This window comes from Marinomonas rhizomae, assembly GCF_003315485.1.
In the GTDB taxonomy this organism is placed as follows: Bacteria; Pseudomonadota; Gammaproteobacteria; order Pseudomonadales; family Marinomonadaceae; genus Marinomonas; species Marinomonas rhizomae.
The window spans coordinates 187,982-200,784 of the sequence record NZ_QNSE01000005.1 but is presented as its reverse complement, the minus strand read 5'-3'; the positions used below and the strand labels follow the sequence as shown (position 1 = coordinate 200,784).

Genomic DNA, 12,803 nt, shown 5'->3' with positions numbered 1-12,803 from the left:
TTACGTAGTCTTACCAATTATAAAGCAAACTTACAGGAAATAAGTAGGTTGTCATTAGTTTTTTGGTCAAAATTAGATCAGTTTTTGTGACTCTTTCTTCAAAGGGGGCAAATACTCTATTAGTGAAACACATTAGCGCTATAGAGTTGGGTTAGATTTTAGAGGAATGAGTGTGAATGAATAAATTTCAAATACAAATTTTTGGTACCTTGAGCGCAATCATAATCGCAATCGTTAGTTTGTTTACGATTATTAATTATGAATCGTTCAAGGTTGAATCGGTAGCTTTGAATAAATCAATATTACAGGCAAGAAATGAAACGATTGCGGCAGAGTTGACAACGAGAATCAATGGCTATCAAAAAATGCTTACTTCGATTGATTTGACTTATGATGACATTCAAACGGGTAAGTTATCTCCCGCTGCACAGATCCAGTTGAGAGCATTAACTCGCTCACAGAAAGGTATTACGGACTCCATTGCCATTCTTAATAAAGAAGGTGAGCTATATGGTGGGGCAGAAGGCAACAAGTTCAATTTCAACGCCAAGGAAATGAACAGACCTTTTTATAATGCAATGTTTAGAGAAGGAAAAGGCGAATTTGTTTCAAAGCCGTTTAAATCTGCCTTAACAGGAAATGAAATTATCGCCATGGCGCAAAAGGTAAATGATGACTTTGCGGTAGTGTCGACTGTTCTGTTGAGTGCTGTTCTAGAGCAGTATGCTGAAACAGAAGGCATGTTTTTATACACCGCTGATGGCACTGTTTTAGTGTCACATAATCCAAAAGATATTGGTAAAAATATTTTTGAAATGCTGCCCGCTTATAAAGCATTGAATGAGAAAAATCGGGAAATTTCTTACTCTCCATTTATTGAGAGCTTTGATGAAAATATTGATTTAACTGGTTTTTGGGGCAAATTAGACGTAACTGGCTGGCAGTTTGTTGTATTGTCTAAAGATGAAGATATTTATGCCGCGGCAAATAAACAGCTGATTTTTGCCTTGATGTTAGGTTTGCTTAGTATCGTGATTGCCATAGGGATTTTGTATGTGGTGATCAATAAATTAGTACTGAAACCTGTTGGTGGAACACCTGAAGACATTGCTGAATTAATTGAAGGAATGGCCAAAGGTGATTTGACGAAGAGCTTCCAAAAGACAGGCCAAGAAACAGGAATTTATCAGTCCTTCGTTGATTTGTCCGGCCAGTTATCATTTTTGATCAAGACATCTCATGGTATCTCAGAAAATGTTGCGGCGGCGTCATTAGAGTTGAACTCTGTGATGGAAGGAACACAATCGAATGCACAACAAGAGCTTTCTCAAATTGAGCAGATTACTTCGTCATTAAAAGAGCTGAACTCAGCCTCTCAAGAAGTGAGCGAGAAAGCGGTGGTCGCCGAAAGCGAGGCAAAACGCGCACAAGAAAATGCCGCGAGTGGTCAGTTAACCTTAGATCGAAACATTCAATTAACCGATCAAATTAATACGTCTTTTGCGGAAACGGCTCAAATTGTCGATGAACTGCGTCAGTTTGCGTTGGAAATTGGTACGGTGACAGAAGTGATTAGTGGCATTTCAGAGCAAACCAATCTTCTGGCGCTAAATGCCGCGATTGAAGCCGCGCGAGCCGGTGAACAAGGTCGTGGCTTTGCTGTTGTGGCAGATGAGGTTCGTAATCTGGCGTCAAAAACTCAAGAATCCACGGTCAATATCCAAGGTATCATTGAAAAGCTGCAGTCTCAATCTGAACGCGCTAATAATAATATGGGCAGCAACGTGACCTTGATTCAGGAATCCGTGTCATTAGCAACGCAAGTACAGGCGTCATTTGAAGACATATCCAAAGCCGTGCAATCGATTTCAGACGTGAATACGTTAGTGGCAGCGGCCTCGCATGAGCAGCTAAGCGTGACAGAGGACATTGCGCGAATCACAGATCAGACATATCAGTCAGTTAGCCAAAACATGACGTCCATTAATGAGACTCTGCAGGCATCTCATGAGTTATCCGAACTTGCGGAATCCCAAAAACGTTCATTGTCCTATTTTAAAGTGTAGTCAATGATATAAGCTCGATTAACGCGGGCACCTTGTTTCGATAAAGCCTCTCTAATTATTTGATTAGAGAGGCTTTTTTTTTGCTTAAAATGAATATTAATGATTATTAATAAAGCCAAATCGTTATTTTATTGCGAATAGTTATCATCTGCACTAACCTCTCCCGACATTATATTGAATCACTCTTGAGAGTTTCGTTGTTGATGAAAACCTTTTGCTGGCATACCTATGCCTCGACTATACGACATGCATTAAGCACTTTTTTAAAAGGCGATTCTGGCGCAGCCTTACCTTTTATTGTGCTGATATTAGTAGGTGCGCTTGTGGGGTTTTCATTTGCGCTCGATACGACTCGAATGGTGAATACTGCCGGACAGCTAAAACGTGCCACTGACGCTGCCGCTCTTGCGATTGGTCAGATACAACTGCGAAATAACAACGATGATGAAACCGATCTAGATTCCATTGCCCAAGGCTATGTGCTGAATAACCTTGGTATGGATTCAGGCCTTATAGATCAAATTGATACAACTTCCATTTCTGTCACGCAGGGTACGAACGATGGCCACCCTACTTTTACCGTTACCGTCACGCTCAATACTCAATCTGATTTATTGAATGCACAGACGGAAGATCAGGTTATTTCTTCAACGGTTGAAGTGGTGTCTACTCCCACAGAAGTCGCCTTGTTATTGCCAAATACCCTAACAGAGGATGAACCTGAGCTGGTCGCTTTGCGAAAACTGGGGAAAAACTTTGCTCGAAACCTTCTTGGGGAAGATACGGATGCGTCTAAGACCACACAAAAAGTCTGGCTGTCTTTAGTGCCATTTAGTCAGACCGTGAATGTCTATGATGCTGATGATCCGGAACGAATCTCCAGATGGGCGGCCGCCGGAGCCTTGAACCCACCTGAACTACGTAGCTTATTTAAGACCGGAAAAGTCCGCAGTTTAGCGGACCCTCGTTTTCCAGACCGCATAGCGAAGTTGCTCTGTATGTATCGTGGGTTGGGTGCAGGAGAGAATTTTTATTGGGATCAACAGCCTGACAGTCAATTCGAGGTGTATTACCGTCATGATCTCCCTCAAAACGGCAGTCCCGGCGCGACACCCATTTCGTGGGTAGGCCCTAACCCAAGCTTATGGCCAAGTTCGGTGGCTGAAGATGTTCGCTGGATTGTTGCGGATAAAGGCTGCCCTAATGCCCCACTCTTACCCTTAACAAATGACTTAGATGCGATTGATGCCCGCCTTGATGAAATGTCGACACGATTCAACGTGAATTATGCCATTGCAATGGGGTGGGCCGGCCATGCTCTCTCACCAAACATGCGAGGAAGCTCTGGCTGGGGGGACAGCGAATTACCGCTCGATTTCAGTAACAGTAAGAGCAATGTAAAGGTGATGGTGATGTTGGCAAATACGACCGGAGATTGGTTCGACACGGATGCTTATAACTTCAACTCTGATCAAGTTTTAGGTTCGGGTACAAACTCAGCTAAAACCTTTTCAGCCCAGCGCTTCCATGATGTGTGCCGGAGTTTTAGAGATAAGAATATTAAGTTTTTCTTCATCGGTGTTCGCCCGGGCGACCCAGCAGATTTTGGTAGGACTTTATTTGCTGACATTGCAGGCCCTGGATTACGAGAATGTGCGGGTGGCGGTGGCGGCTTGTATTTTGCTGATTCTTCTAGTTTTGCCGAAGGGAGAAGCCAAGTTGACAGCTTACTTGAAGAGATCGCAGAAGAGATTCGACAGAATTATTACGTACGCTTAATAAAGTAAAAAACGTCAGGAAAAAGATTCACTGAGCAGGAGTATTGCTATGTTGTTTGCCAAACCATCGCGTTCATTAGGGGTCTTTGCCCTTGAGCAGAGAATGATGTTCGATGCTGCTGGTGCCGCCACTTTGGAAGTGGAGTCAACCAACATTGATTATGTCGACGAGACGAACGATTACGATTCAAGCACGTATTCTAATGTATTGGCTGCGGCCGAAGACGTGTCTGTCTCTGAAGATGGAAATTTTGTCTATGCCGTGAGCAGTAACTCAAGTTCATGGAGCACTGATTCCTCCGTTTTAAGTGTGTTTAGCGTGGCGGAAGACGGTTCATTAACCTTAGTGCAAAGCTATTACAACTACACGTCCGTGTTCAATTTAGAGACTTATACTAACGACCAAGTGGTACAAAACGAAGGCTTGGCGGGCGCCAGTTTGATCAGTATGTCGTCAGATCAAAACTACCTCTATGTGTTTGGTGAAGACGACAACAGCTTAGTTGTGTTTAGTCGAGATACGCAGACGGGCGAGTTAACACGCCTGAGCAGTACTGAAATAACCGACTTTGGTATTGATGGCGTATCCAGTTTTGTCTTCGATATAGAAACCTCCGGTGATTATTTGTACGTCACGGGAGGCGATCAAGTCCTTGTTTTATCATCAGATGATGATGGGGCGCTGTCTCTTGTTGCGCAATACAGTAATGATACGGAAGGCGTTTCTGGGCTAACAGGCGCAAACAGTATTGCGATTAGTGCAGACGGTACTCGTTTGGTGGTAGGAGCCAGTGGTGGTTCGAATGCGGTGACACTCTTTGATGTAAACGACGACGGCACACTTACCTACGTCAGCTCCGTAACGGGAGAAGACGACCAGTATTTTATCAATTCGGTAAAAATTTCTGCTGACGGTCAAACCGTCTATGCGCTGAATGATAACGACGGCTCTAGTTTATTGGTCATGACGTACGACGATGCCGGTGAATTGACCTTGGCAGATACTTATTCTGTGTCCGATGAAGCCAGAACCATTTTAGTGTCGGAAGACGGTACGGGGGTTTTTGTTATGGGCGCATACATAGATGTCTTCTTGCAAGATGACAATGCTGACCTAACGGCAGTTCAAACTATTGATGGCTCTGACAACGATCTCGGTGCGAACTTTTCTAGCATCACTCAAGCCTATTTAAGCGCAGATCATTCAAAACTGTTTGTGGTGATCAGTGATGGCATTTTATCGTTTAGTTTTGATGTCCCTGCGGCGTCTTACACCGAAAGTGAACAAGGTACGCTATTGCTGCCCACTGGCATCATCAGCGATTCGGAGCTGGACGCACTGGATGACTATCAAGGTGCCAGCTACACCATCACCCGCGAATCTGGCGCGTTAGAAGAAGATGAATTCGGTTTTCAAGAGGCGAATAGCCTAACACTTGAAGACGGAAAGATTCTCAAGGATGGAAATGAAATCGCGACATTCACGGTGGTAGACAATGTGTTAACCGTGTCTTTTACGGCTTCAACGTCTCAAGCCACGGCACAACAAGTGTTGCGTCAAATCACCTATTCCAACTCAAGTAATGATCCGGTAGCGAATGGCGCCAGTCCCAGTTTTTCAATCACGGTCAATGACGGGGACGGCAATGAAACCTCGATGAATGTTCAAGTGAATTTGATCGGGGTGAATAATCCGGCGGAGGTCTCCACGACCACAAGTGAGATAACCTACCAGACCGGCGATGATTACACTCTCTTGTTTAGCGATACCAGCATCGAAACCATAGAAGCAGACCAGACCATTTGGAAAGTTCAGATCGCCATTACAGGAGCCACCGCCGATGACCTACTAAAAGTAGGCAACGGTAAGATCACCTTAGAAGCTTTTTCAGGAACATCCCAAACGGTCGACAATACATCGTACTCCGTCACAGAAGAAGATGGTGTCATGACGGTGACGCTTTATATCATGGACTCTTCGGAAAATGCGGCGTCAGTTATTGATGGTATTGCTTATAAATATACGGGAGATGACACGAGTGGAGAGCGAACCGTAAGCCTCAGTATTATCGAGTACACAAGCCAGTCGGATATCGGTGAAACGACCACTTTGTACGATGGTACGACCACAATCACCTTAGCCGCCGCAGATGAAGATAATGTTGCTCCAACCATAGCCAGCACAACCAATCAGATCGCTTACACAGAAAATGGTGCCGCCACGTCAGTGTTCCCCGATGCTGTTCTAACAGATTCGCAAATGGACGCCTACAACGACGGGGAGGGTAATTATCACGGTGCTGAATTAATTGTGTCTATAGCTGACGTAACGTCGAGCGATCAGCTGGTATTTGAGGAGGCAAATGGGCTGGCTTTAACAGGAAGTTCTTTGACAAAAGACGGTGTGGTGATTGCCACTGTTTCAAATGAGGATGGGGTTTTAACCATTACTTTTACGGAAGATAACGGCACTGTCCCTACCACAGAAGACGTGCAAAATGTTCTCAACCAAATTCAATACCAAAACAGCAGCGAAACGCCTGAGTCGACCGTCAATGTGTCCGTGACTTTGTCGGATCAATTTGGCCTAACGTCAAATATCCTGATGGCTCAAATTAACATTACAGCGCTCAACGATACGCCTGAGGTGACCCAAGACGCTTCCATTGCGGCGGGTGAAATGTCTTTAACTGAGACGTTAAGTGTGGCCGAAGGTCTTACGGATGTTAGCGCCTCCAGTGTGTCGAGTGACGGCGGTGTGCTTTATGTGGCGGACAGCAGTGGCAACATTGCGGTCTTTACCCTCAACGATGAAAGCAGCGAATGGGAATATCAAAGCACCCTAACCTCCGTTGATGGTGTTGATTCCGTGGATAAATTAATTACCACGGCCGATGGTCAAAACCTTTATCTGCTTGGCAATGAGGGCGATGTCATCGCCGTGTATTCGTTATCAGAAGATCTTGTGTTGTCGAATACTCAAGTGATTGTTGCTGACTATGAAACCAACGAAATCACTGTGAGTGGCGTTCAAGACATTGTCTTATCAGAAGATGGACTGCACTTTTATTACATCAACAGTACAGCGTTAAGTGAAATGACTCGTGACGCCGAAACTGGTGAATTAAGCTTTGTGCAAAAGATAGCGGGGGCCTGGAATGAGCCTTATTTGTGGCAGCCTAGTAGTATTACTGTCTCAGGCAACTATGTATTTGTAACGACGAACTTTAGTTCCTCTACGTTAATTGTGTTTGAACAAGAGGAATCCGGCCTTGAATGGAAAGCTTACATTCGTGATGGCAGTGAAGACTCGGCTGGCAATAGTGCCATATTGAGTTCAACCACACATGTGGCAGCAACAGACGACGGTGAATACATCTATGTGGTGAACGATACGAGTATTTATACCTATTCGTATGATGCTGAAAGCGAATCCTTTCTACTGGTTACTGACGAGGCGATTCTTGTCGAAAACCTATCGGATTTAGTCGTGTCTGCGGATAACGAGAAGTTGTTCGTATTGACCTCTGACAGCAGCTTATACCGCTATATTATCGGTGAAGACGGATCCTTAACGCAGGCGGGCATCATGCAAGGAGCGTCGTCTGAGGGAGCGTATCTTTCTATTTCGGATGCGGGTCATGTGTTCCTTCAAGGCACTGATATCGTTGCGATTTATGATGCGACGGGGCGTGAAGAGTCCTTATATGAAATCGGTTTTGATGCAGTTGTATTGGCTCCTGAACTGACTATTTTTGATGAAGAAATGTCAGCCTCTGACAATTACTCAGGCCTAACTATTACGCTTTCAGGTTCGACCATCAATGCTTCCGATACCTTCGGTTTGGCAAGCGACAGTGAGTTTACACTGGACGGTGAAAATTTATTGTATCAAGGCGAGGTGGTTGGGCGCTTTGTAAATGATGACGGCACTCTCTCAGTCACGATCTCATCCGCGCTAACGCAAGATCAAGTAAACGCCCTAGCAAGAAGCCTAACCTTTGAAAATACCTCTCTCACGCAAGCGGCTACTTTGTCTTTTACCGTCTCAATTAATGACGGCGACGCATCGAGTAATTCTGTCGAAATAGCGCTAAATGTCGCACAAAATCTACCGCCACAGATTGAAGGAAGCTTTCAATTTCCTACTATCACGGAAACAGAATCGGTAAGTATTCAGCTACTGAATACATTGTTCTCCGATGATTCGGATGATGCGTTAACGTGGCAAGTCACTGGGTTACCAAACGGTTTAAGTTTTAATTCAGACACCTTGGTCATTTCTGGCAATGCGGTCGAGTCAGGTGAATTTTTAGTGGTCATACAAACCACCGATACGAAAGGTCAGAGCACTCAAATTGAAGTGACGCTCACGGTGGAATCTATGGTGGTTCCCTCATCGCCCAGTTCGTCTCAAATAGACACGAGCGAAACGACCGCTAATCCAAGTAGCGCGACAGTGAGTCCAAGCGAAGCGGCAATGCAGTACTTTACTCAGTTCGATTCACAAAATATTTCTTCACTAGACAACCAAATAAGCGGTATGGATGTTTCTGCAAATACCGCCCTTATCACATCAACACTTGGTTCCGATTCATTTAGCACGTCACTTTCGTCTACTGAAAATACTCAATTAGACAGCGCACAAACCGAGTCTACAACGTCATTGCAGTCCTATAGATCAACGTCCATAGAATGGTCGCAAGGCATAAGTAACGCTCAACTTTCATTACTAGACAGTGTGATGTCAGAAGAGGAAAAAGCCATTCTAGCGGTGATGTCGGCAGATGGGATTGGGTTGCCTGAAGGCGTTGAATATGACCTTGAGACGGGTCGGCTGAATCTAGACAAAGACGTACTTGGAGACACTCAACAGATAGAGCTGCATGTGCTCGTAGTTGATGAAAATGGTGAGACATCAGTGATACCCGTAGAAGTGAAATTGGAATCCGACAGCCATGCTCAGGTAAACACAGCACCTTTCTCTAAACAGGTAAACGACGCCAGTTCGCTGAGTGTTTTTAACATTAACAAGCTGTTATTGAATGATCTGACGGCGGCATCTTAAGAATTGTAAATGATGGAATTAAAAGGTTTATAACGTGACTATAAAAAGCAAAGTATTAGAGTATAAAACGTTACATCGTACGGCGGTTGCAGGTGCCATTTTATTCAGTCTGACGGCCTGCTCTGTCACACCAACGCCCATTACGTTTGAGCAAAAATTAGCATTGGTGGACGCAGACCGAAAAGCCATGTTTCAGGATCAAGAGCCAATTACACAGCCAATCAGCCTTGAAGAAGCTATGGCGAGAGCCGTTAAATACAACCTTAAAGAACGTCTCGCCTTGATGGAAAAATTGGCGCAAGACAATATTTTGGGGCTGCAAAGCTTTGATATGTTGCCAAAAGTGGCCGCCAGTGCAGGGTGGACAGCACGAAATAACGAAGCCGCATCATCGAGCAAGTCGATTGCTACAGGCACCGAGTCCTTGGTGTCTTCTACTAGCCAAGATAAGCAATCGTCATCGGCGGATTTAAGCGTTTCTTGGAATGTTTTGGACTTTGGGATTGGGTATTTTGGCTCGAAAGCGCAGGCGAATAATGTCCTAGCCGCAGAAGAAAGACGTCGCAGTGTGGTCGCCGATATTATTCAAAATGTCCGAGGTGCGTATTGGGAGGCGGTGAAAGCTCAAGAGCTTCAGCCGCTGGTAAAACGTACGTTAAAAGACGCCTACAGTGCGTTAGAAACCTCCAAGCAAACCGCCGCTGAGCGTTTGATTTCGCCATTAGAATCCTTGAAATATCAGAAAAGCTTGCTCGAAATGATCAGTCGTTTGGAAACGCTGGAAGGCGATCTAGCGGCGTCCAAATCTCGTTTAGCAGGTTTAATGAACCTTCCACCCGCAACGCAATATGAGCTAGCCTCTCAAAGTACTCAGCCTTTAGCGCTGCCTTATCAGCTGGAAGAGCTTGAGACACTTTCCATGGTCAATCGACCAGAAATCAATGAAGAGGCTTATCGAGCAAGAAACACGGTCTTAGAGACGCGCTCTTCACTAATGCGTTTGTTGCCCGGCGCATCTTTGTTTGTCGGTGCTCACTACAATAGTAACAGTTACTCCTTGAACAATGATTGGGCCGATGCAGGTGTCCAAGTTAGTTGGAATCTACTCAGTGCGTTTTCCTATAGCGATGTAAAAAGCGTTGGTGAAGCAAAAGAAAAAATTGCAGATTTACGTCGTCAAGCATTGAGAATGGCGGTTCTAACTCAGGTTAACCTCGCATGGCAACAGTACAAACAGGCCGATAATCAATTTCAACGCACGGCTGAGCTGTCGAGGATTCAAGACGCCATTTTTGTGCAAAGTACGGGAGCGTATCAAAATAACACCCAATCTTTGGTTGAACGTGTCCGCATCGCGACAGAAAGCGTGTTGGCGAAACGTAACCGAGATCAAAGCTTCGCTATGATGCAAAGTGCATATGGCGCGATTTACAAAGCCGCTGGGCTTGATCCATTACCAAAATCCATTGCAGACACCAGTGTTGAAACCTTATCAGCGTCAATTGCACATCAAGATGCATTACTTCAGCAAGGCCGCATTTCAGACGAAACGCTTGTGTCACGTGTTGCTCTGAACAGCGCGTTAGGCAGCATGTCAGATCAATATGAAAAGGCCGACACTGAACCGAAAAAAGAAGAGGCATCGAAGCCACAACTGGTGATGCTGTCCACTGGCGATTCTTTACAAGAAACGGCCATTATTGATTATACGAATTACGTCCAGCCATGAGTGTTTATTGTCGAACAAGGTCACGTGTTACGCTTGTCCTTGGCATGATGTTAAGCGGTGTCTTAAATGCAAACACCTTGTTAAAAGACAATGAACCGCGTGGCGCGAAGTGGGTATCTCAGCCGACTATTCGAGTGCAGTTGAACGCCAAAGACAGAGCGGTGCTATCCAGCCAGCTCTCTGGTCGGATTAAAACACTGACCTTAAAAGAAGGCCAAAGTTTTAAAAAGGGGCAAACGCTTGTTGAGTTTGATTGTGACATTTATAAAGCCAAGCTGGATTATGCCAAAGCGGCGGCGCAAGCCGCCGAACAAAAGCGAGCCGTTGCTAAGCGCTTAGACAATTTGCAGTCAATCAGTGTGATGGAAGTCAATCAAGCTGAATCCGATGCCTTGATGGCGCAAGCCGAGCGTCGTATTGGTGAAATAATGGTCAGCCGATGCGGCGTTTACGCCCCTTTTCATGGTCGTGTGGTTAAACGTTTAGTACAGCAAGGCGAGTTTGTATCGGAAGGCGAATCGATTCTTGAAGTCTACAACAGCAAAGTCTTTGAGGTCGCTTTAATAGTCCCATCTCGTTGGATTAGCGATATAAAAATTGGGCACGCCTTCCAAGTTAAATTGGACGAAACGCAACAAATGTATAACGCCAAGGTAACGCGTTTAGGCGCAGTCATAGACCCGCTTAGTCAGTCTTTTACGGTGTTTGGGGAGATCCTAAAGACGCCAAATGTGCGCCTCATTCCCGGAATGAGTGGCAACGCTTATTTCGATCCGTCTCAATGGACATCAACAACTGAGAGCGTGAGATGACGATCAGCCTAAAGGATCAAAAGGCCGTTACGGTAGAGGAAACGCTGCTCACGTTAGTGCAGTTAGAGCAAAAAATACGGGGCGCGAAAAATTTACAAGAATGGCAATTTATCTGCCTTAATGACACGCAGTTATTAGTGCCTTTTCAGCAAAGTGTGTTGTGGATGTTTGGCTCTAAAAAAGTAGAAGGCGCATCAGGCTTAGTTGATGTCGATTCCAATGCCCCGTTTTGCAGCTGGTTAAATCGTGTGTTATCTGGGATCGCGAAAACAGAGAAAGCCGATAGAATCCATGCTATTGAAGTGGCAGATTTAAGTCCTGAAGATGCAAAACAAGGTTCGGAATACTTTTCTACACGATTCATTTGGCTCCCGATTAAATCTGCCAAGGGGGATTTAATCGGGGCTTTATTATTATCGAGATCAACCCCGCTAAACCTACGAGATAAAAAGCTATTAGGCTTTCTTCTAGAAGCCTACGGCCACGCTTGGATTGGGTTAACTGGCGCTAAAAAGCCCAAAGGGCAGCGGAAAAAATCCGCACTGTGGTGGTTGCTGGGCCTGCTTGCGACGATTGGGGTTTTATCACTCCCTGTTCAACAATCTGTTATCGCTCCGGCGGATATCGTACCGCAGCAGCCAAGTGTGTTAAGAGCCCCCATTGAAGGCGTAATCAGCGAGCTATTGGTTAAACCCAATGAACAGGTTAAGCAAGGTCAACTGGTCGCTAAGCTGGATGCTCAAGCATTAACACAAGAATTAGAAAGCGCACATCAGACTTATGTGGTAACCGGTGCTGAGTTGAGAATGGCCCAACAGCAGTCGTTCATTGATGAGCAGAGGAAGGCGACTCTGGCCATTCTAGAAGGCAAACTTCTGCAAGCCAAATCGGATATGAACTACTTGCAGGATCAGCTACGCCGCACAGAATTTAGAGCACCTCACAGTGGCGTCGCTATTTTTGATGATGCGGGCGACTGGCTGGGCAAGCCCATGACACTTGGTGAACCTCTCATGACCATCGCCAATCCGGATGAGATCGAGCTTGAGGTGCGCTTACCCCTGGAAGATGTGATTGGAATCACAGCAGGCTCTAGTGTGAAATATTTTCTCGATAGCAACCCTAGTGCGCCAATTAAAGCGCAGGTTCGGAGCATTGATTACCAAGCCCGGCCTACTCAAGATGGGCAATATGCTTTACACCTTACAGCAGTATTTGTGAATGATAATGCGACGCTCAGGTTAGGAAAAAAGGGCTTAGCAAAGTTATATGGGGAGCAAACGTCTCTGTTTTACTATGTGTTTAGAAAGCCGCTCACCAAGCTGCGTATTTGGTTAAGTTGGTAGTCAA

6 protein-coding genes are annotated in these 12,803 nt (G+C 45.2%); all 6 read left to right on the top strand.

Features of this window, described 5'->3' with window-relative positions:
* Window positions 1–176 precede the first annotated feature (176 nt).
* Window positions 177–2,066, top strand: coding sequence for a methyl-accepting chemotaxis protein (locus DFP80_RS07730; protein WP_113916226.1), 1,890 nt, complete (start codon window positions 177–179; stop codon window positions 2,064–2,066).
* A gap of 203 nt (window positions 2,067–2,269) precedes the next feature.
* Window positions 2,270–3,853 carry a TadE/TadG family type IV pilus assembly protein gene (locus DFP80_RS07725; protein ID WP_113916225.1) on the top strand — a complete coding sequence of 528 codons (1,584 nt, stop codon included), beginning with the start codon at window positions 2,270–2,272 and terminating at the stop codon, window positions 3,851–3,853.
* A 40-nt stretch (window positions 3,854–3,893) separates the two neighbouring features.
* Complete coding sequence (locus tag DFP80_RS07720) at window positions 3,894–8,912, top strand: beta-propeller fold lactonase family protein (protein ID WP_113916224.1); 5,019 nt, start codon at window positions 3,894–3,896, stop codon at window positions 8,910–8,912.
* Between the two features lie 34 nt (window positions 8,913–8,946).
* Window positions 8,947–10,641 (top strand): TolC family protein, encoded by a 1,695-nt coding sequence (locus DFP80_RS07715; protein ID WP_113916223.1) that lies wholly within the window; start codon window positions 8,947–8,949, stop codon window positions 10,639–10,641.
* The gene (locus DFP80_RS07710) at window positions 10,638–11,453 is read left to right on the top strand and encodes an efflux RND transporter periplasmic adaptor subunit (RefSeq protein WP_113916222.1); all 816 of its coding nucleotides are present in this window, start codon (window positions 10,638–10,640) and stop codon (window positions 11,451–11,453) included. The genes DFP80_RS07715 and DFP80_RS07710 overlap by 4 nt, the downstream gene beginning before the upstream one ends.
* The gene (locus DFP80_RS07705) at window positions 11,450–12,799 is read left to right on the top strand and encodes an efflux RND transporter periplasmic adaptor subunit (protein WP_113916221.1); all 1,350 of its coding nucleotides are present in this window, start codon (window positions 11,450–11,452) and stop codon (window positions 12,797–12,799) included. Before DFP80_RS07710 ends, DFP80_RS07705 begins: the two co-directional genes overlap by 4 nt.
* Window positions 12,800–12,803 lie beyond the last annotated feature (4 nt).